5 protein-coding genes are annotated in these 22,599 nt (G+C 74.6%); all 5 read right to left on the reverse strand.

The window, feature by feature from the left end; all coding sequences use genetic code 11:
* Positions 1 to 119: 119 nt before the first annotated feature.
* From OO60_RS02330 to OO60_RS44895, 5 genes are read right to left on the reverse strand one after another with little or no spacing between them, the layout of a single operon-like run.
* Positions 120 to 338, reverse strand: coding sequence for an MbtH family protein (locus OO60_RS02330; protein ID WP_033260701.1), 219 nt, complete (start codon positions 336 to 338; stop codon positions 120 to 122).
* A complete protein-coding gene (locus OO60_RS44890; RefSeq protein ID WP_051767620.1) occupies positions 335 to 10,498 on the reverse strand; it encodes a hybrid non-ribosomal peptide synthetase/type I polyketide synthase in 10,164 nt (3,387 codons plus the stop codon). The genes OO60_RS02330 and OO60_RS44890 overlap by 4 nt, the downstream gene beginning before the upstream one ends.
* Entirely contained in the window at positions 10,495 to 16,749 is a 6,255-nt protein-coding gene (locus OO60_RS02340) for a non-ribosomal peptide synthetase (protein ID WP_004561804.1), read from the reverse strand. Before OO60_RS02340 ends, OO60_RS44890 begins: the two co-directional genes overlap by 4 nt.
* Complete coding sequence (locus OO60_RS02345) at positions 16,746 to 19,868, reverse strand: non-ribosomal peptide synthetase (protein WP_004561805.1); 3,123 nt, start codon at positions 19,866 to 19,868, stop codon at positions 16,746 to 16,748. Before OO60_RS02345 ends, OO60_RS02340 begins: the two co-directional genes overlap by 4 nt.
* Positions 19,868 to 22,561 carry an amino acid adenylation domain-containing protein gene (locus OO60_RS44895; protein WP_051767622.1) on the reverse strand — a complete coding sequence of 898 codons (2,694 nt, stop codon included), beginning with the start codon at positions 22,559 to 22,561 and terminating at the stop codon, positions 19,868 to 19,870. Before OO60_RS44895 ends, OO60_RS02345 begins: the two co-directional genes overlap by 1 nt.
* Positions 22,562 to 22,599: the final 38 nt, after the last annotated feature.

Below are 22,599 nucleotides of genomic sequence, written 5' to 3' on the forward strand. Positions count from 1 at the left end.
ATCCTTCCCGAGAATTCTCGCCCTTCTGTTTCGCCGGAATTCGAGCCCTTGGCGACAATACCAGCCACGCGTGTTCCCGGCTTCCATTCCGGAATCGCGGCGACGGGTTTCCGGGTGGCTCAGCCCGCGCCTTCCCCTCGCGCCACCAGACTCGACGGCCGCATGTCGGTCCAAGCCGACTCGACGTACTTCAGGCTGGCCTTCCGGGTGTCCGCCTCCCGGACGCTCCGCCAGCCCGCCGGCACCTCCGCCCCGGCCGGCCACAAGGAATGCTGGCCCTCGTCGTTCACCAGCACCACATACTGCGCTTCGTCGTCTTCGAACGGGTTCGTCGTCAAGACACTGCTCTCTTCAGCTCGGCGGCGATGATCGGGCCGATGTCGCCCAGGGGGCCCTGGCGCAGCATCGTCGTGTGGTGGCAGTCGATGCGGTACTCCTCGAGCTCGCCGGTGATGTGGTCCAGCCACGCGGCCGCCGACGGGGACTCGTCGCGGGCCGCCGTCAGGTACACCAGGTTGCCCTCGTACCGGCCCGGGGGTGACTGCTCGATCAGGCGGTGGGTGTGGATTCCGCTTTCGACCAGGGTGGCCAGGTCCTCGCCCGTGGCACCCAGGTCGTCGCCGATGGCCGCGGCGATTGCTTCGCGGTCCACCTCGCCCTGGCCCGGTACCGAGTCCAGCAGGGCCAGGAACCGGACCTGCTCGCCGTCGCGCTGCAGGCGGCAGGCGATCGCGTGGGCGATCGTGCCGCCCGCCGACCAGCCGAGCAAGTGGTACGGCCCCGACGGCTGGGCCGTCTTCAGCTGCGTCACGTAGTCCTCGACCAGGGCCGCCAGGCTCGGCGGCGGGTCCGTGCGCCGCGCCTGCAGGCCGTACACCGGACGCCCCGGCAGGAACGGCAGCAGGCCCGTGTAGCACCAGCTGAGGCCGGAAATCGGGTGCACGCAGAACAACGGTGGCTCGGTCCCGGTGGTCCGGATCGTCAGCAGCACCTCGCGGCCCGTCTCCGGCGCTTCGTCGCGGTCCAGGCGCTTCGCCAGCTCCTCGGGCGTCGGCGCGGCGAACAGCGTGCGGACCGGGACGTCCGCGCCCAGCGCCGTGCGGATCCGGCTCATCAGCTTGACCGCCAGCAGAGAATGCCCGCCCAGCTCGAAGAACCCGTCGTCGACGCCGACGCGTTCCAGGCCCAGTGTTTCGGCGAACAGCCCGCACAGCGCCACCTCGCGGGCCGTGCGCGGGGCCCGGCCGGCCGGGGCGACGTCCGGGGCCGGCAGCGCGGCCCGGTCGGCCTTGCCGTTGGGGGTCACCGGGATCGCGTCCAGGACGACGAACGCGGACGGGATCAGGTGCGCCGGCAGCCGTTCGACCAGCCACTCCCGCACCACCGGGGTCGCGCCGGCTTCCGCGACGAGGTAGGCGACCAGCCGCGGGTCGCCGGGCCGGTCCTCCCGGACCACGACGACCGCGCGCGCCACGTCCGGGTGCTCGGCCAGCACCGCCTCGACCTCGCCGGTCTCGATCCGGAAGCCCCGGACCTTGACCTGGCCGTCCGCGCGGCCCAGGTACTCCAGGTTCCCGTCCCGCAGCCGGCGGACCAGGTCGCCGGTGCGGTACATCCGCGTGCCCGGCTCGCCGAACGGGTTCGCCACGAACCGTTCTGCGGTCGTGCCGGGCCGGCCGAGGTAGCCGCGGGCGAGCCCGGGGCCGGCCAGGTACAGCTCGCCGGTGACGCCGGGCGGCACCGGCCGCAACGCGCTGTCCAGCACGTACTGCCGGGTGTCCCGGACCGACCGCCCGATCGGCGGTGTTCCTTCGCCGGTCAGCGGGTCGCTGGCCGTCGTGTAGACGGTCGCCTCGGTCGGGCCGTAGACGTTGACCAGCAGCCGCCCGGGGGCCCAGCGCGCGGCCAGGTCCGCCGGGAACGCTTCGCCGCCGACGATCACCGCCATCCCCGCCGGGACCTCGCCGGGCTCCAGGAACGCCAGCACCGACGGCGGCACGTGGAGGTGGGTGATCGCGCGGTCGTTCAGCAGCGCGGTCAGCGCCGGGCCGGGCAGCCGCCGGTCGGCCGCGGTCAGCACCAGCCGCGCGCCGGTCGTCAGGCCCATCGCCAGGTCGAGCACCGACGCGTCGAAACTCGGCGAAGCGAACTGCAGGATCGCGTCCCCGGGACCCGCCGCGAACCGCGCCGCCTGGTCGGCGGCGAGGGCGGCCAGCCCGGCGTGCGTGACCGCGACGCCCTTCGGCCGGCCGGTCGAGCCCGAGGTGTAGATGACGTAGGCGGGGTTCTGCAGGTCCGCGCGCGGCCCGGCGGGCGGCGGCCCGGCCGGCTCGAGCGATTCGAGCAGGACGACCGGGCGGTCGTGGGCCGGCAGGTCCGCCGCGATCGCCCCGGTGCTGACGAGAAGGGCGGGCTCGGCGTCGTCCAGCAGGTAGGCGATCCGCTTGCCCGGGTAGTCCGGGTCGATCGCCAGGTACGCGCCGCCCGCCCGCTGCACCGCCAGCATCGAGGCGATCAGCTCGGCCGAGCGGGGCAGCGCCAGCGCCACCACGTCCTCCGGGCCGACCCCGCGCTCGACGAGGATCCCGGCGAGCCGCCCGGACCGCGCGTCCAGCTCCGCGTAGGTCCACTCGACGTCGTCGTCGACCACGGCGATGGCGTCGGCGTGCGCGGCGACGGCGTCCAGGAACATCTCCGGGAACGTCCGCTGCGGCACCGGGGCGACCTCGGCCGGCGGCAGCACGAGCGCCAGGTCGGCCGCCGAGAGCAGGTCGAACTCGCTGACCCGGGTGCCGGGGTCGGCGGTGGCCGCGGTCAGCAGCCGGGTGAACCGGTCGGCCAGCGCCGCCGCGGTGGCCTCGTCGAACAGGTCGGTGCGGTATTCGACGGCGCCTTCGATGCCGTCGCCGTCCTCACCCAGGTTGACGGTCAGGTCGAACTTCGCGCCGACCGCCCCGACCGCCTCGGGCCGGGCCGTCAAGCCCGGCAGCGCGAGGTCTTCGCCGTCGGTGTTCTGCAGCACCAGCGCCACCTGGAACAGCGGGTGCGCGGCCAGCGACCGGGCCGGGTTGAGGTTCTCGACCAGGCGGTCGAAAGGCAGGTCCTGGTGCACCAGCGCGCCGAGAGCGCCGTCCTTGACCCGGCCCAGCAGCTCCCGGAACGCCGGGTCGCCCGAGGTGTCGGTGCGCAGGACGATCGTGTTGACGAACATCCCGACCAGGTCGTCGAGTTCCTCGGCGTGCCGGCCCGCCACCACCGACCCGATCGGCAGGTCCGTGCCGGCACCCGACCGCGTCAGCAACGCCGCCAGGGCCGCCTGCAGCACCATGAACAGCGTGCACCCCTGCTCCCGAGCGAGGTCGTTCAGCGCGTCGCGCAGCCCGGCGCCGAGGCGGAAGTCGAACACGCCGCCGCGGTGGCCGGTGTCCGCGCGGCGCGGCCGGTCCAGCGGGAGTTCCAGCAGTTCGGGGCTGCCCTCCAGGGCGTCGCGCCAGTAGGCGAGCTGACGGGCCAGTGCGCCGTCCGGGTCGCCTTCGTCCCCGAGGGATTCCCGTTGCCACAACGCGTAGTCCGCGTACTGGACGGGCAGCGGCGACCACTGCGGGGCCGTGCCGGCCAGGCGGGCTTCGTAGGCGGCACCCAGGTCGCGGGCGAACGGGGCCAGCGACCAGCCGTCACAGGCGATGTGGTGGAACACCACGACCAGGACGTGCTCCTCCGGCGCGACGCGGGCCAGGTGCGCCCGCAGCGGCAACTCGGTGGTCAGGTCGAAACCCCGGTCGCACCACTCTTCGAGGGTCCGTTCGAGGTCGCCGGGCTCGGTGACCGTCAAGCCGGGCTCGGCGTCGAGGATCACCTGACGCGGTTCGCCGTCCACCTCCGGGTAGACCGTGCGCAGGGCCTCGTGCCGCCCGGTGACGTCGGCCAGCGCCAGGCGCAGCGCGTCGACGTCGAGCGCGCCGGTCAGCCGCAGCGCGAAGGGCAGGTTGTACGTCGAATCGGGGCCCGCCAGCCGGTTGAGGAACCACAGCCGCTGCTGGGCGAACGACAGCGGCAGCACGTCCGGGCGCGGCCCGCCGAGCAGGGCCGGGCGGGCCGTCGCGCGGCCGGCCGCGGACAGCAGCGCCGCGAGCCCGGCGACGGTCGGCGCCTCGAACAGCGCCCGCACCGGCAGGTCGGCGCCGAACGCCGACCGGATCCGGGTCACCAGCCGCGTGGCCAGGAGCGAATGCCCGCCGAGGGCGAAGAAGTCGTCGTCGATGCCGATGGGTGACACCGAGAGCAGGCCGGAGAACAGGTCCGCCAGCACCCGCTCCTCCGGGGTGCGCGGTGTCCGCGAGGCCGCCGAGCCGGTGAAGTCCGGTGCGGGCAACGCCTTGCGGTCGAGTTTCCCGTTGGTGTTCAACGGGATCTCCGCGAGCACCACGACCGCCGCCGGCACCATGTAGTCCGGCAGGGACCGGCCGGTGAACGTCCGCAGCTCGCCGGAGTCGACGTCGGCGCCGTCGGCCGGCACCACGTACGCGACCAGGCGCGGATCGCCCGGCCGGTCCTCCCGCGCGATCACCGCGGCCTGCGCCACCGCCGGGTGGCCGGTGAGCACCGCTTCGATTTCGCCCGGCTCGATCCGGAACCCGCGGATCTTGACCTGGTCGTCGGTGCGGCCGAGGTACTCGAGGGTGCCGCCGGCCTGCCAGCGCACCAGGTCCCCGGTCCGGTACATCCGCGTGCCGGGCTCGCCGAACGGGTCGGCGACGAACCGCGCGGCCGTCAGGTCCGGCCGGCCGAAGTAGCCGCGGGCCAGCACCGCGCCCGCCAGGTACAGCTCGCCCGGGACGCCGGGCGGCACCGGCTGCAGCTGCGGGCTCAGCACGTAGGCTCGTGTGTTGGCCAGCGGGCGGCCCAGCGAAACCGTGGTTCCCGCGTCGATCCGGCCGGCCAGAGTGTCCACAGTGCACTCGGTGGGCCCGTAGTAGTTGTAGGCGGCGGTCCGCGGCGCCGCGGCCACCTCCGACCACAGGGCCGCGTCGATGGCTTCGCCGCCGAGCGACAGGATCGCCGGTGCGTGCCGGGGGTCGTCGAGCAGCCCGGCGGCCAGCAGCGGTTTGGCGTAGGACGGCGTCACGTCGAGGAAGTCGATCCGGTTCGCCACGGTGTAGGCGACCAGCTCGTCGGCGTCGGCGCGCACCTCTTCGCTGATGACGTGCAGGGTGTGCCCGTCGAGCAGCCACAGCAGCTCGTCCCACGAGGTGTCGAAGGAGAACGACGCCGTGATCGCCACCTGCACCGGCCGGACGCGCTGCGCCAGCGGCGCCATCAGCGTGGTCCGGTGCTCGTGCAGCAGGTTGGCCACGCTCCGGTGTTCCACCACGACGGCCTTGGGCCGCCCGGTGGAGCCGGAGGTGTAGATCAGGTAGGCGGGGTGCCCCGGCAGCAGGGGCCGGACGCGGCCGGCCTGGTCGAGCGCCCAGTCGTCCGCGGCCAGGACGTCCTCGTCCAGCTCGGTCAGGACGACGGCGGGAGCGGCGTCTTCGAGCATCGCGGCGACGCGGTCGCCCGGCATCGCCGGGTCGATCGGCAGGTAGGCCGCGCCCGCCTTGAGCACGCCGAGGATCGCGACGACGAAGTCCGTGGTGCGCGGCAGGATCAGCGCGACCCGGTCCTCCGGGCCGACGCCGGCCCCGGCGAGGTGCCGGGCGAGCCGGTTCGCGCGGGCGTCGAGCTCGGCGTAGGTGTACCGGCCGTCCCGGGCCACCAGCGCGAGTTCGTCCGGGGTGCGGGCGACCTGGCGTTCGAACAGCTCCGGCACGGTCACCGCGTCGAACGCGGCGGCGGTGTCGTTCCAGCCGTCGAGGACCTGCCACCGCTCTTCGGCGGTCAGCAGCTCGCCCCGGCCGAGCTCGGTCTCCGGCGCGGCGGCGAACCCGGCGAGCAGCGTCTCGAAGTGCCCGAGGAGCCGGTCGGCGGTCGCTTCGTCGAACAGGTCGGTGTTGTACTCCAGCCGGCACAGCAGGCGGTCGTCGCGGTGGAAGACGTCCAGGGCGAGGTCGACCTGGGCGGTGCCGAGGCCGGTGTCGTCGCGCTCCCGCACCGCGAGGCCGCTCATGCCCGGCGGGGTGTCCTTGATGTTGAGCAGGTTGAACATCACCTGGAACAGCGGGTTGCGGCCGGGGTCGCGCTGCGGGTTCACCGCTTCGACGAGCCGGTCGAACGGGACGTCCTGGTGGGCGAACGCGCCCATCGCCGTCTCCCGGACCCGGCCCAGCAGCTCGGCGAAGGGCAGCCGGGGGTCCAGCTCGGTGCGCAGCACCAGCGTGTTGACGAAGAACCCGACCATCTTCTCCAGCTCGACCTCGGTGCGGCCGGCGACCGGGGTGCCGATGCAGAGGTCCGTCGCCCCGGTGTAGCGGTGCAGCAGGGCCTGGAACGCGCCGAGCAGGGTCATGTAGAGCGTGACGTCGTGGTCGCGGCCGAGCCGTTCGAGGTCCGCCCGCAGGCCGGCGGGCAGCCACCGGTCGGCGATCGCGCCGTGGTGGGTCTGCACCCGCGGCCGCGGCCGGTCGGTCGGCAGTTCGAGGGCGGTGGGCGCGCCCGCCAGCCGTCCGGTCCAGTAGGCGAGCCCCGCCTCGAGGGATTCGCCCAGGTGGTCCCGTTGCCAGAGCGTGTAGTCGCCGTACTGGACGGGCGGCTCGGGCAGCGGCGAGGGCTGATCGGCCAGGAAGGCGTTGTACAACTGGCCGAGCTCGTCGAAGAGGATGTCCAGCGACCAGCCGTCGACGATGATGTGGTGCATGCACAGCGCGAACACGTGCCGGTTTTCGCCGGTGCGGAACAGCGTCGCGCGGACCAGCGGGCCGGCGGCGAGGTCGAACGGGCGGCGCAGGTCGGCCTGCAGCGCGCCGGGCAGGTCGGCCTCGCCGACGTCGATCACGGGGATGTCGACCGGGGTGGCCGGCAGGACCACCTGGACCGGCTCGCCGTCGTGCTCGGGCAGCACGGTCCGCAGGACCTCGTGCCGCCGGACGACCTCGGTGAGGGCGGCCCGCAGCGTTTCGACGTCGAGTTCGCCGTCGATGTCCAACGCCAGCGGGATGGCGTAGGCGGAGTCGGCGCCGGCGCGTTCGAGGAACCACAGCCGCCGCTGCACGAACGCGGCCGGGATGGGCCCGTCGCGGTCCGGCCGGGCGGTGATGCCGGCCCGCCGTCCGGTGCCGGTGGCGCCGACGACGCGGGCGAGCTCGGCGACGGTGGGGTTGTCGAGCACGGTGCGGATCGCGATCTCCGTCTCGAACCGCACGCGCAGCCGGGACGTGAGCTGGGTGGCCAGCAGCGAATGCCCGCCCAGGTCGAAGAAGTTGTCGTGGATGCCCACGCTCGTCACGCCGAGCAGTTCCCGCCACAGTTCGGCGATCGCCGACTCGGTGTCGTCGCGCGGGAGGTCCGCCGGCGCGGCGTCCGCTTCGACGGCGTCCTCGACCTCGGGGGCCGGGACGGCGGCGGCGCGGGGTTCCTCGTCCAGGGCCCACCAACGGCCGCCGCGCCAGGTGTGGACGGCGACGTCGGCGAACGGCGGTTGCGCCGGCGGCGGGCCGTCGTCGAGGTCGTACACCGTGACCGGCCCGTTCTGGCGCAGGTCCGTCACCAGCGCGTCGTCGAGGAGGCCGTGGCCGAGCAGGACCAGGCGCACGCCGGCGGTGGCGGCGTCGGCCGCCAGCCGGGCGAGGCCGGCTCGGATGTCCGGGTCCGGCCCGACCGCCACCACGACCGCGGGCGAGACGGCCCCCGCCGTCCCGGCCAGCGCTTCGTCCACAGTGGACGCCGTGACGGTCGACGGCGGGGTCGTCATGGCGGGCACCAGCTCGGGCGCCGGGACTTCCCCGACGGTGACGATCACGTCGTGCCGTCGGGCGGTGGCCGACGGCGAGGTCGCCCAGCGGCGCCCGGTTTCGCAGTCGATGGCTTCGAACGGGTGCGGCGGCAGCGCGCAGCGGACCTTCTCGTCGGTCAGGTCTTCGACCGGGATGTCGAACCCGCGTTCCCACAGCGCGCCCAGCGCGGCCAGGAGGTTCTCCTCATCGCTGTCTTCGGCCCGCCGGGTCAGCGGCACGGCCAGGTGCGCCGGCGTCCACGCCGGGTGTGCGCGCAGCATGCGGGTCATCGTCTGGCCGGGGCCGAGTTCGACGAACACCCGGCACGAGCTGCCCAGGAGGGTTTCGACGTCGTCGGCCAGCCGGACGGTGCCCGCGGCGTGGTCGGCCCAGTAGTCACCGCGGGCGACGGCCGCGGGATCGGCCCAGCCGCCGGTGAGGTTGGACAGGTACGGCAGGGACGGCGTCGTGGTCGGGATCTCCGCCACGACACGGCCCAGCCGGTCGGCGGCCGGTCGGACCGCCGCCGTGTGGTAGGCCCCGCCGAGGTCCAGCACGCGGTCGCCGAAGCCCTCGGTGCGCAGTTGGTCGATCAGCTCGATCGGGCCGGCCAGCACCGAGTAGCGCGGCGCTTCGATGGCCACGGCCAGCCCGGGCCGGGTGGCGAGCAGTTCCCGCACCTGCTCGGGCGGGCCCTGCACGGCGAGCATCCGGCCGGGCTCGACGTCGTCGAGGATGGTGCCGCGGGCGTGCACGACCCGCAGCGCGTCCGACGGCGTCCACAGCCCGGCGACGGCCGCAGCGACGCATTCGCCGGCGCTGTGGCCGAGCATCGCCTTCGGTTCGAGGCCGAATTCCTGCAGCTGGCGGGCGAAGGCGAAGCCGATGGCGAACAGGGCGAGCTGTTCGTGGACGAGCGTGCGCAGCCACTCGACGTGGTCGCCGGGACGCAGGACGGTGGCGATGTCGATGCCGAACTTGGCGCGCGTCTCCGCGGCGAGGCCGTCGAACACCTCGCGGAAGACCGGCAGCGTGCGGTGCGCGGCCCCGCCGAACCCGGCGCGCAGCACGCTGGTGCCGGGGAACAGGAACGCGGTGTCCCGCTCGGCGGACACCTGCGAAACCGGCTCGTCCGTACGCAGGACTTCGGCCGCCTGGGCGCGGTCGGCCGCCACGACGGCGCTGCGGTGCGGGAACTGCCGCCGCCCGGCCGCCAGGGTGTAGGCGACGTCGTCGAGGGCGTCCTCACCGGCTTCGAGGTGGTCGGCGAGCTCGGTGCGGATCGTGCGCACAGCGGCCGGCGTCGACCCCGACACGCAGAACACGCGGGGCCGCGTGCGGCTCGTCCGGCTCGGCGCGGTGGGCGGGGACTCCAGGATGACGTGGGCGTTGGTGCCGCCGACGCCGAACGCGCTGACCCCGGCCAGCACCGCGCCCTCGGCGGGCAGCGGGGCGAGCTCGGTGGCGATCCGGAACGGCGAGGAGTCCAGTTCCAGGCCCGGGTTCGGGGTCCGGTAGTGCAGGGTCGGCACCAGCTCGCGGTGCTTCAGCATCAGCGCCGCCTTGATCAGCCCCGCGGCGCCCGCGGCGGCCCCGGTGTGGCCGATGTTGCTCTTCACCGCGCCGAGCCAGCAGAACCCGACGGCGTCGGTGGCCTCGCGGAAGGCCGCGGTCAGGGCGGCGACCTCGATCGGGTCGCCGACCCGGGTCGCGGTGCCGTGCGCTTCGACGTAGGCGATGTCGGCGGCGTCCACCCCGGCCTGCGCCTGCGCGAACCGGATCACGTCCCGCTGCCCGTCGAACGAGGGCGCGGTGTAGCCGATCTTCGTGCCGCCGTCGTTGTTGAGCGCCGAACCGCGGATGACGGCGACGATCCGGTGGCCGTCGGCGAGCGCGTCTTCGAGGCGCCGCAGCACGACCACGGCGACGCCGCTGCTGCCGACGGTGCCGCTGGCCGCGGCGTCGAACGGGCGGCAGTGGCCGTCGGCGGATTCGATGTAGCCCTCTTCGTGGAGGTAGCCGGTGGCCTGGGGCAGCCACAGCGAAGCCCCGCCGGCGAGTGCGGCGTCGCATTCGTAGTTGAGCAGGCTCTGCGCGGCCTGGTGGACGGCGACCAGCGACGTCGAGCAGGCCGACTGCACGGTCATCGCCGGGCCGCGCAGCCCCAGCTTGTAGGCGACGCGGGTGGCGATGTAGTCCTTGTCGTAGTCGATCATCCGGGACAGGCCGTCGCCGTTGCCCTGCAGCGCCGGGTTCATCATGTCGCAGCCGGCGTAGACGCCGACCCAGCCGTCGAACCGCCGGGGGTCGAGGCCGGCGTCGTCGAGCGCGGCGGACGACGACTCGAGGAACACCCGCTGCTGCGGGTCCATGGCCGCGGCTTCGGCCGGGCTGTAGCCGAAGAACCGCCGGTCGAAGCACTCGCCGCCGGCCAGCACGCCCCGGGCGGGGACGTACCGGGGGTGCCGGGCCAGCGCGGGGTCCACCCCGGCGGCGACCAGCGTCGGCAGGTCGAACCGGGTGATGCCTTCGACCCCGGCGCGCAGGTTGCGCCAGTACTGCCCGGCGTTCTCCGCGCCCGGCAGCCGGCAGGCCAGCCCGACGATCGCGATCGCGTTGCTCTCGGTCATGCGGCGTCGCCCATCTTCTCGGGGCGGCCCGGCCTGGCCCGGCGCGCCCGCGCGCGTTCGGCGCGTCCTCGTACGTCCACTGTGGACGCCTGCGGCGCCGGTCCGGCTTCGAGCGCCTGCGCCAGCGCGTGCACGGTCGGGTGCTCGAACAGCCGCCGGATCGGCAGGGTGATCGACAGCTCGCGTTCCAGCCGCGAGTGCAGGGCCCCGAGCAGCAGCGAGTTGCCGCCGAGGTCGAAGAAGTTGTCGTGCGCCCCGACGGCTTCGAGGCCCAGCACGGCCGACCAGACCGCGGCGATCCGCTGTTCGGTCCCGGCTTCGGGGGCCGTCCAGGCGGTCGCGCCGACGCGGTCTTCGCGGCCCGGGGCCGGCAGCGCGTCGACGTCGAGCTTGCCGCGGTGGTTCAGCGGCAGCGCCGCCAGCCACACGACGGCGTTGGGCACCATGAACTCCGGCAGCCGCGTCTTCAGCCCGGCCAGCACCGACTGGGTGTCCTGCGCTCCGCCCGGCGGCGCGACGAGGTAGGCGACCAGCGCGGCGGCGTCGCCGGGGAACCCGCGCACGACGGCCTGGTGGACCAGGGGGTCGAGCTGCAGCTGGGTCTCGATCTCCGCCGGTTCGATGCGGTAGCCGCGGATCTTGAGCTGCCGGTCGAGCCGGCCGAGGTACTCGAGGGTGCCGTCGGGCAGCCAGCGGGCCCGGTCGCCGGTGCGGTAGAGCCAGCCGGGCCGCCCGTCGGGGTCGCGGTCGGTGAACCGTTCGCGGGTCAGGTCGGCGCGGCCCCAGTAGCCCTGGGACACCGTCGCCCCGCCGACGAACAGCTCGCCGGGCATGCCGGCCGGGCAGCGCTGCCCGGCCGGGTCCAGGACGTAGGCGTGCACGCCGTCGATCGGCCGTCCGACGCAGTTGAGCGCGGTCGCGGTGGCGACGTCGAGCACGTGGGTGGTGGTGATGTAGGTCTCGGTCGGCCCGTAGGCGTCGCAGACGCCGTACGGGGTTTCCGGCGGGACGGTCGTCAGCGGCGAGCCGGCGAAGAACAGCCACCGCAGCGACGCGGGCGCGGTGCCCGTGGTCCACAGCGCCTCGGCCAGCGGCGTCGGCGTGAAGAACATCGTCACGTCCTGTTCGCCCAGCCAGGCGAGCAGCTCCGGCACGACGACGGGACGTTCGTAGGGCAGCAGCTCGGCGCCGCCGCAGAGGGCGGGCCAGACCTCGTACTCGGTCATGTCGAAGGCGACGCTGTGGATCTGGCTGACGCGGTCGCCGGGCCGGACGCCGAAGGTGTCGACGTGCCACCGGGTGACGTGGGCCAGGCTGGCGTGGCTGTAGGCGACGCCCTTGGGCTCGCCCGTGGTGCCCGAGGTGTAGAGCACGTAGGCGGTCGAGTCCGGGTCCGGCAGGGCCGCCTCCGCGCGGGCGGTGACCTCGGGAACCTTGCCGACGTCGACCACCGTGGTGCCCGGCGGGACGGCACCGGCGACGTCGGCGGGCGAGTCGGTCACCACCGCGCACGCGCCGAGGTCTTCGAGGATGAACCGGATCCGCCCTTCCGGGTACGCCGGGTCCAGCGGGCTGTAGACGAACCCGGCCTTCCACGCGGCCAGCATGGCCACGACGAGGTCGGCGCCGCGGGGCAGCACCAGCGCGGCCACCGGGCGGTCGCCGGTGGCGTTCGCCCGCAGCACCGAGGCGAGGGCCTCGGCGCGCCGGTCGAGGGCGGCGTAGCTGAGCACGCCGCGGCCGGTGCGGATGGCCGGGGCGTCCGGCCGGGCGGCGAGTTGCGCGGCGAACAGCGCGGGCACCGTCGTCGCTTCCCCGGCCGGCGCGGTCTGCTCGAACCCGGCCAGTTCGGCCAGCTCACCGGCGCCGAGCAGGTCCAGCGTGCGCACCGGCTGGTGCACGATCTCGGCGAAGGTGTCGACGAACCGGCCGATCCAGGCGGCCATCCGGTGGGCTTCGCCGTCGGTGATCCGGTCGCCGCGGTAGAGGATCGTGCCGTGGAGCCGGCCGTTGCTCTCCTCGAAGCCGACGGTGAGGCCCAGCTTGGCGGCGTACCCGGCGCCGGTGTGGTCCAGTTCGAGCGGCGTCAGGGCGGCGCCGCCGAGCTCGGTGCGCACCCGGCCCACGGCCGTCGCGGCCAGCGTCACGTCCGCATACGGCGTCCAGCCCGGCCGCCGCGGCGGCCGCAGCCCGTCGACGACGTCCTCGAACGGCACGCGCTGGTCGTCGAACGCCGCCAGCGCGGTTTCCCGCACGGTGTGCAGCAGCCCGAGGACGGTGGTCTCGTCGTCGCATTCGGACCGCAGCACGACGGTGTTGAGGCACGGGCCGAGCAGGTCGGGGAACTCGTCGCGGTTGGCCACCGGGAAGCCGAAGGTGACTTCGTCCTGCCCGGTCCACCGGTGCAGCAGCGCGGCGAGCGCGGTGGCGGCGACCATGAACCACGAGCACGACATCCGCTGTTCGGCCCGCAGGCGGCGCAGCTGCTGCAGTGCGGCGGGGGACAGCGGGATCGGCACCGACCCCGGCTGCGCCTGCCGCAGCGGCGGCGTGAGCGCGGGGAACGCCGGCGCGCCGTCGAGCCGCCGCGTCCACCGGTCCAGGGCCGCCTTACCGGGCGCACTCGCGCGTTCGTCGGCCTGGGACAGGGCGAAGTCGCGGAACTGCGCCCGGCCCGACGGGAGGATTTCGGCGAGCGGGCGGCCGGCGAGGTCGCCGATCCCGTCCAGCACCCGGCCGAGACCGTCGGCCAGGCGCTGGACCCGCGCCGCGGGGTGCCGGTCGCCGCGGTAGGACAGGACGGCGCTGAGCTTCCCGGTCTCCTCGACGAAGGTGACGGTGAGCCCGAACTTCGTCTCGTGCTCCCACCGGTCGAACGGCCGCGGCGTCATCGTGGCCGGCCCCAGTGCGTGCCCGGTGCTTTCGCCGGTGACGAGGTTGAGCATGACGTCGAGGAACGGGGTGTGCCCGTGCCGTCGTTGCGGGTCGAGCTGCTTCAGCACGGCGGGCAGCGGCGCCGCCTGGTACTCGAAGGCGTCCAGCATCGCGTCGCGGACTTCGCCGAGCAGCTCACCGAACGTCGTGCCCGGCGTCGCCTGCGACCGCAGCACGACGGTGTTGAGGCACGGGCCGAGCACGTCCTCCAGGTCCTCGTCCTCCCGGTTGGCCACCGGCAGCCCGAAGGTGATGTCGTCGCTGTTCGCCGTGCGGTGCAGCCAGGCCGAGACCGCCGCGACCGCGACCATGTACCAGCTCACGCGGTGCTCGTCGCAGAGGGCGGCGGCGCGTTCGGCGAAGTCCGGGGAGAACGGGACGGGGACGGCGCCGTGCGGTCCGGTCTGCCGGGGCGGCGTGCCGAGGTCGAGCGTCTCGGGCGCGCCGGTGAGGCGTTCGGTCCAGTAGCCGAGGACGTCTTCGCCGTCGGCGGATTCGAGCTCGTCGCGCTGCCGCTGCGTCACTTCGGCGAACTGCACCGGCGCGGGCAGGTCCGGCGCCGCGAGCCCGAGGGCGCGCCGGTAGGCGTGGTCGAGATCGCGCTGGAGCACCGGCAGCGACTGCGCGTCGAACACGATGTGGTGCAGGCACAGCAGCAGCACGTGCTCGCCGGGGGCGAGGGTGACCAGGTGCGCGCGCAGCGGGCGCCCGGATCCGAGGTCGAACGCCGTCTCCGCTTCCTGGTCGACGAGCGCGTCGACCACCGCGCCGGCGTCGGCCCCGGGCCTCTCGCGCAGGTCGGTCCGCGCCAGCTCGGGTACCCACGGGTCGGTGACGATCTGCCGCAGCCGGCCTTGCCGCTGGCGGAACGCCGCGCGCAGGATCTCGTGGCGTTCGGTGAGCGCGCCGAGGGCGGCCTGCAGCGCGGCGGGGTCGAGCTCGCCGGTGATCCGCCAGGTGAGCGGGACGTTGTAGGACGGGCCGGCGGCGACCATCTGCTCGGCCAGCCACATCTGTTCCTGCATGCTGGAGGCCGGGGTGCCCGCCTGAGCCGGCTCGGCCGGTCCGGTGGTGGCCGTGCCGGCGAGCGAGTCGAGGTGCGCGGCCAGCTCGCGCGGCCGGGCCAGCTGGTAGACGTCGGCGATCGAGAGCGAGATCCCGGTGCGGGCGGCGATTTCGCCGGTGAGCTGCGCCAGCATCAGGGAGTGCCCGCCGAGCTCCAGGAAGGAGTCGTCGACGCCGGGTTCGGGGCAGCCGAGCACGTCGGCGAAGATCCCGGTGAGCAGGCGCTCGGTCGGCGTCGCGGGTTCGGCGCGCGGCCCGGCGGGCAGCTGCCCGCCCAGCTCGGCCAGCGCCCGCCGGTCGACCTTTCCGTTGCCCGTCAACGGGAATTCTTCCACGACGAGGAACGCGGCCGGGATCATGTACTCGGGCAGGTGGCTGCCGAGGAAGGCCCGCAGGCTGGCCACCGACGGCGGCGGCCCCGCGCAGTCGAGGTAGGCGGCCAGCTTGTCGCCGTCGAGCAGCACGACCGCGTCGGCGATCTCGGGGCGGCCGCGCAGCAGCGACTCGATCTCGCCGGGCTCGATCCGGAACCCGTGCAGCTTGATCTGGTTGTCGACGCGGTTGACGTACTCCAGCTGCCCGCCGGGCAGCAGCCGCACCAGGTCGCCGGTGCGGTAGAGCACGCCGCGCGCCGGGTCGGCCGGGTCGGGGCGGAACCGCTCGGCGGTCAGCTCCGGGCGGCGCAGGTACCCGGCCGCGACGCCGTCGCCGCCGATCCACAGCTCGCCCGGTTCGCCGGGCGGCACCGGCCGCATGGCCTCGTCGAGGATGCTGAGGGTGGTGTTGGTGACGGGCTCGCCGAGGGTGATCGGGCCGGCCGTCACCCGGCCCGCGGTCGACCAGATGGTCGTTTCCGTGGGCCCGTAGAGGTTCCACACCACGCGGGCGCGCGGGAGCAGCTCGTCGGCCAGCACGCGGGGCAGCGCTTCGCCGCCGCAGAGGACGGTCAGCTCCGGGTCGCCGGGCCAGCCCGCGGCGAGCAGCATCCGCCAGGTGGCCGGCGTGGCCTGCAGGTGGGTGGGGCGCGTGCGGGCCAGGTGCCGGCCGAGCAGCTCGCCGTCGCGGGCGATCTCCGCCGGGGCGACCTCGACCGTGCCGCCGGTGATCAGCGGCAGGAACAGCTCGAGCGCGGCGATGTCGAAGCAGGCGGTGGTCAGGGCCAGCATCGTGTCCTGGTCGCCGAACCCGGGCTTGGCGGCCATGGACCGCAGCAGGTTCGCCAGGCCGCGGTGGGTGACGCGGACACCCTTGGGCCGCCCGGTCGAGCCGGAGGTGTAGATGACGTAGGCGATGTCGTCGCCGGTCACCGCGGCGCCGCCGGCGAGCGGGGCGGCGGCGAGCACGGTGTCGAGAGCGGCCGTTTCGACGCCGGTCGCGGCGATCTCCGCCGGCAGCTCCCCGCCGGCGATGAGCAGGGCCGCCTGGGCGTCTTCGAGCATCCCGGCGATGCGCTGCGGCGGGTAGATCGGGTCCAGCGGCACGTAGGCCGCGCCGGACAGCAGCACGCCGAGCAGCACGGGCACCAGATCGGCGGAGCGGTCGAGGTACACCCCGACCAGGTCGCCGCGGCCGAGGCCGCGCCCGGTCAGGTAGCCGGCGACCGCACGGGCCCGCCGGCCGAGTTCGGCGTAGCTGAGAGACGTGCCGTCGAAGACCAGCGCGGTCTTGCCCGGCGTGCGGGCGGCCTGCCCGAGGAACTGCACCGGCAGCGGCAGGGCCTGCTCGACCCACACGGTTTCCGCGGGTGGCCCGGCTTCCACGGCGAAGGCGTCGTAGCAGTCCTTCAGTTCGCGCAGGAACAGCCGGGTCGAGGTGGCGTCCCACACGATGTGGTGGACGCACAGGAACAGCACCTGCTGGTTGTCGTCGAGGTCGGCGAGCCCGACCCGCAGCAGGCGGGCCTGCCCGAGGTCGAACGTGCGGCGCGCGGCCTCCCGCAGCCACTCCGCCAGCCGGTGCTCGGCGTCGGGCGCACCGCGCAGGTCGAGGCGTTCGATGGCGGGCGTCCACGGTGCCCCGACGTGCTGGTAGAGCCGGCCGTCCTGTTCGGCGAACGCGGTGCGCAGGATCTCGTGCCGTTCGACGACCACCGCGATGGCCCGTTCCAGGGCCTCGGCCGAGAGGGTGCCGTGCACCCGCCAGGCGAAGGGCATGTTGTAGAGCCCGTCACCGGGTTCCAGCCGTTCGGCGAACCACATCCGCTCCTGGACGCTCGCCGCCGGCACGGGGTGGTTTGCCGCGTTCCCGCTCATGTGCGCGTCCCCTTGGGTTCTGCCACGGCGGCGGCGAACTCGCCGGCCGTGGGATGGTCGAACAACGTCCGCACGCTGATCCGCACGCCGAGCTCCCGGCGCAGGCGGCCGACCGCACGGGTGGCGAGCAGCGAGGTGCCGCCCAGGTGGAAGAAGTTCCCGGTGACACCGACCTCGGCGCCGAGCAGCTCGGCCCAGACCCGGCAGACGGTCGTCTCCAGTTCGGTGCGCGGGGCCACGTACCCGGCTCCGCGGCCGGCCGGGCCGGGTTCCGGCAGCCGGGCCCGGTCCACTTTCCCGTTGGCGTTCAACGGGAACTGGTCGAGCGCCACGATGTCGCCGGGCACCATGTAACCGGGCAGCGTCCCGGCCAGCTGCGTCTTGATGTCCTCTGTGGACAGCGTGGCGGGGTCGCCGTCGGCGACGACGTAGGCGACCAGCCGTCCGCCGTCGTCGCCCGGCCGGACCAGCACGAGCGCGGCACGTACGCCGGGGCAGCCGGTCAGCCGCGCCTCGATCTCGCCGGGTTCGACGCGGTAGCCGCGCACCTTGACCTGGTCGTCGCGCCGCCCGAGGAACTCCAGCGTCCCGTCCGGCCGCCAGCGGACCAGGTCGCCGGTGCGGTAGAGCAGGTCGCCGTGGGGGCCGGGGACGAACCGGTCCGCCGTGAGCTCCGGCGCGCCGACGTACCCGTGGGCCAGGCCCAGCCCGGCGACGCAGAGTTCGCCGGGCACGCCCACCGGCACGAGGCCGAGCCCGGCATCGGTGACGTAGCAGCGGGTGCCGCGGATCGGCCGTCCGATCGGGACGGACACGGCGTCGCCGGGCACCTCGGTGACGAGGTGGGTGGTGCTGAACGTGGTGTTCTCGGTGGGCCCGTACCCGTTGAGCAGGCGCTGGGGCGCGTTGCCCGCGGACAGCACCCCGCGGATGACGGCGGGGTCGAGCGCTTCGCCGCCGACGAGCACGGTGCCGATCCCGGCGACGGCGTCCGGGACTTCGCCGACGGTGTGGTTGAACAGCGACGACGTCATCCACAGCACGGACACGCCCCGCGCGCGCAGCTCGTGGGCCAGCGCCGCGGGCTCGACGACGGTTTCCCGGGGCAGGATGACCAGTTCGGCGCCGGTGAGCAGCGCGCCCCAGATCTCGAAGGTGGCGGCGTCGAAGGAGATGCTGCTGCTGTGGGCGACGCGGTCACCCGGCCCGATGCGCACGTAGTCGGTTTCGTGCACCAGCCGCACCACCGCGCGGTGCGGCACGCGCACGCCCTTGGGCCGTCCGGTGGACCCGGAGGTGTACATGACGTACGCCAGGTCTTCGGGGCCGGGTACGGGGGCGGCGGGACGCGGGCTGACGGCGGGCGTGTCCTCCACGAACACCGTCGGCCCGGCCCAGCCCGCGGTCCGGCCGGCGAACGCGGCGCTGGTCACCACGACGGTGGCGGCGGCGTCGCCGAGCAGGTACCCGAGCCGATCGGCCGGGTAGCCGGGGTCCAGCGGCAGGTAGTGCCCGCCGGCGCGGAGGATGCCGAGCAGGGCGGCGACCTGGTCGATCGAGCGGTCCAGGCAGACACCCACGCACAGCGGCCGCCCGTCCGCGTGGGCCAGCACGGCGTCGGCGACCCGCCCGGCCCGCACGTCGAGTTCGGCGTAGGTCAGCACTTCGGTGCCGGACCGCACGGCGGGGGCGTCCGGCCGCCGGGCGACCTGCTCGGCGAACAACTCCGGCACGGTCTTGCCCGGCGTGTCCAGCGGCTCGGCGGCGTTGCCCCACGCCAGCAGCCGGCTTTCCTCGGCGGGGGACAGCACGGCGAGGGACGCCACCGGCGTGGCCGGGTCCGCGGCCGCGCCGTCGAGGATCCGCTCGAGGTGCCGCAGCAGGCTTTCGACGGTGTCCCGCTCGAACAGGTCCCGGCGGTAGTCGACGTCGACGACCAGCTCACCGTCCGCTTCGGACACCACGAAGTCGAGTTCGAACTTGACGACACCGGGGTCGAACACGAATTCGGTGACCGCCGAGCCCGGGATCCGCAGCGGGTCGGCGGGGGTGTTGAGGAACGACAGCACGACGTTGACCAGCGGCGGCCGGCTCAGGTCGCGGTCGGGGCCGGCGAGGTCGGCGAGCCGTTCGATCGGCAGGTCCTGGTTTTCCTGGGCGCGCAACGCGGTTTCCTGGACGCGGGCCAGCAGCTCGCCGAAACCCGGGTCGCCGGCCAGGTCGGTGCGCAGCACGACGGTGTTGACGAAGAACCCGAGGAGGTCTTCGAACTCGGGCCGGTCGCGGTGGGCGATGGCGGCGCCGAACACGACCTCGCCCTGGCCGGTGTGGCGGGCCAGCACCGCCGCCAGCCCGGCGGCCACGGCCGCGAACAGCGTCACGTCGTGCTGCGCGGCCACCTCCCGGACCGCGGTGAGGACCCGGCCGGGGATCCGGCGGCGGACGCGGGCGCCGTCCCAGCCCTGCACGGGCGGGCGGGGCCGGTCGGTGAGCAGTTCCAGGGGTTCGAAGCCGGCGAGCTGCTCGCGCCAGTGCCGCAGCTGGGGTTCCAGCGCGGCGTCGGTGAGGGTTTCCCGCTGCCAGCGCGTGAAGTCGGCGTACTGGACGGCGGGTGCGGGCAGCGGCGAGCCGAAGCCGAGCAGGAAGGCCGGGTACAACTCGGACAGCTCGCGCAGCAGCAGCGACAGCGTCCACTGGTCGGCGACCAGGTGGTGCAGGCAGACCAGCAGGACGTGGTCGTCGTCGCCGATCCGGAACAGCTCCGCGCGCAGCAGCGGGCCGTGGCGCAGGTCGAACGGCCGGAGCACGTGGGCCCTGGCCAGGTCGGCCGCCTGCGCCAGCCGCCGGTCCACGGTGTCGCCGTCGACCAGCGTGACCGGCAGCTTGACCGGCTCCGGGGGCCGGGTCCGCAACTCCGGTTGCCCGCCGGGGCCTTCGGCGACGACCGAGCGGACGACCTCGTGCCGCCGGACGACCTCGGTCAGCGCGGCGGCGAGCAGGCCGTCGTCCAGGGGGCCGCGGATGCGGTGGGCGGAGGGGATGTTGTAGCCGGTGGCGCCGGGGTGCAGCTGGTCGAGGAACCACAGGCGCTGCTGGGCGAAGGACAAGGGCGCTGCCATCAGGCCGCCTCCCGCCGGTCGGTGGTGTCCACGCGCGCGGCGATCGCCCCGACGGTGGGTGCGGCGAGCAGGTCCCGCACCGGGACCCGGACGCCGAAGTGGCGCAGGAGCCGCGCGGACAGCTGCGCCAGCGTGAGCGAGTGCGCGCCGAACGAGCGGAGGTCGTCGTCGCGGCCGACGCCGGCGCGGCCGAGGACCTCTTCGGCGAGCCGGGTGACCGCCTCTTCGGCGGGGGTTCGCGGCGCGGCCGAGGGCGCCCGGCCGCCGCCCAGCCAGTGCGGCGGCGGCAGGGCGTCGCGGTCGACCTTGCCCACCGGGGTCAGCGGGAGCCGGTCGAGCACGACGAACAGGTCCGGCATCTCGTGCGGGACGAACCGTTCGGCCAGCGCGTCCCGCAGCTCCTGCCGCAGGGCCTCGGTCGCCCGCTCGTCCGGTGCGCGGTTCTCCGGCACGTCCGGGACGCCGATGGCGGCGGGCCACGGGATGCGGGCGGTGGCCGGCACCGATTCGTGCAGCCACACCGCGTCGAGGGCACCGCCGGGGTGGCCGGCGGCCCAGCTGAGCCGCAGCCGGTAGGGCAGCCCGATGCACAGGGCCCGCAGGTCGATCGGCGACGGCGTGCCGGGTCGCGTCCGCAGTTCCCCGGCTGTCGCGTCGCCCTGGGCCGCGGCCCAGGCGGCGGCCCACGCGGCGACTTCGGCGTGCGGCACGGCCCGGACGCCGAACACGCGGTGTCCGCCGGTGCGCAGCGCCGCCCTGATCGACGGCAGGTCCACCCCGTCGGCCGCCCAGTCCAGCCAGGCGGGTTCCGGCGCCGCCTCGCCGGTCCGGACGATCACGTCGAACCGGCCCGGCGCGGACCGGTCGAAGCGGGGCACGATCTCGGCGTCCAGCGCGGCGAAGGCGGCCGGGTGGATCGCCGGCGCCGGGTCCGCGGCGAGCCGGCCGAGCACCCGCCAGCGCAGCTCGTGCGCGGTCGTGTCGTCCGCGGCCGCCGCGAGTTCGGTGGCGCAGTGGGCGGCGGGCAGCAACGGCAGTGACCGCACGCCGCTGACGACGACCACGCCGGCCAGGTCCGCCGCGGTGGTGATGGCGGCGAGCACGTCGGCCGCCGAGCCGAGGCCCGCGGCGTGGGCGTCGATGAGGACGACGTCGAAGGGGCCGCCCGTCGCCTGGTCGACCGACCCGGCGCGGACGTGCGTGCGGGCCGCTTCGGCGAGTCCGGCGACTCCCGGGCCGATTTCGAGCAGGGAATCCGGGGCCAGCGCGCGGATCGCGGCCACCGTGGCGACCTCGTCCCCGGCGGGCTCGGGCGGGGCGGTCCAGCCCGCGGCCGGTGCCCGGCCGGGCTCGACGTAGGCCACGAGCTGCGCGGTCTCCGGCGACGGCCGCACCGCGATCACCGCGGCCTGGCGGACCTGCGGGTGCCGCAGCAGGACGCGCTCGATCTCGTCGGGTTCGATGCGGTGCCCGCGGATCTTCACCTGCCGGTCGACGCGGCCGAGGAACTCGAAGTCACCCTGCGCCGTCCGCCGGGCGAGGTCACCGGTGCGGTAGGTCCGCCGGTTGCCGTCCACGCCGAACCGCCGGGCGGTGAGCTCGGGTTGCCCGCGGTAGCCGCGGGCGACACCGGCGCTCGCGACGACCACTTCGCCGGCCTCGCCGTCGGGCACGGGCTCGCCGCGGGTGTCCAGCAGCCGCACGTCGACCCCGCCGAGGGGACGCCCGATCGGGATCGGGCCGTCTTCGGTCGCCGAGTCGGCGACCACCGCGGAGGTGACGTAGACCGTGGTTTCGGTGGGGCCGTAGATGTTGAGCAGCCGGAAGGGCAGCCCGGGCCGGGGCCGCCGCCGCAGCGCTTCGCCGCCGGTCACCAGGTACCGCAGCGAAAGGGTCTCCAGGTCCGGCTGCGCGAGGAAGATCTCGGCCAGGGCCGTGGTGAGGAAGCAGAGCGTGATCTCGTTGTCCCGCAACGCTTTCACCAGCCGTTCGGGGTCCGCCCGGTCTTCGTCGGACACCGCGACGCCGTGCCCGCCCACGCTCAGCAGCGGCCACAGGTCGAGGATCGAGGCGTCGAAGCTCAGCGGCGCGGCGAGCGACCCGCGGTCGGCGGCGGTCAGGTTCAGCGCGGCCGCGTGCTGACGGCAGAGGTTGGTGATGCCGCCGTGTTCGAGCTGGACTCCCTTGGGTGCGCCGGTCGAGGCGGAGGTGTACATGAGGTAGGCCAGGTCGCCTGGCGCGGCTCGACCGGACGGCGGCGTGGCGGGGTGGGCGGCGATGCGGGCGGCGTCGGTGTCCGGGTCGACGACGGCCCAGTCCCCGTCGGCCGGCGCCGGACCGCGGGTCACCAGGACGCGCGCGCCGCTGTCGCCGAGCATGTAGCGCAGGCGGGCGGCGGGGTAGCCGGTGTCCAGCGGCAGCGCCGCGCCGCCGGCCTTGAGCACGCCGAGCAGGGCCACGTAGTGGTCGAGGCCGCGGGGGAGGTGGATCGCGACGACGACGTCCCGGCCGGTGCCGAGGGAGCGCAGGTGGTGGGCGAAGCGGTTGGCGCGTTCGTCGAGCTGGCCGTAGGAGAGGGTGCCGTCGGCGCAGGTGAGGGCGGGCGCACCGGGGGTGAGCCGGGCCCGGCGCGCGACGAGTTCGTGGACCGGTTCGGCACCGCCGGCGCGGTCCGCACCTTGCCGTTCGTTCACAGCCTGTGTCCTTCCCCCAGTCGCTTCTTCCCCCGACG

Source organism: Amycolatopsis vancoresmycina (assembly GCF_000716785.1).
Taxonomy (GTDB): Bacteria; Actinomycetota; Actinomycetes; order Mycobacteriales; family Pseudonocardiaceae; genus Amycolatopsis; species Amycolatopsis vancoresmycina.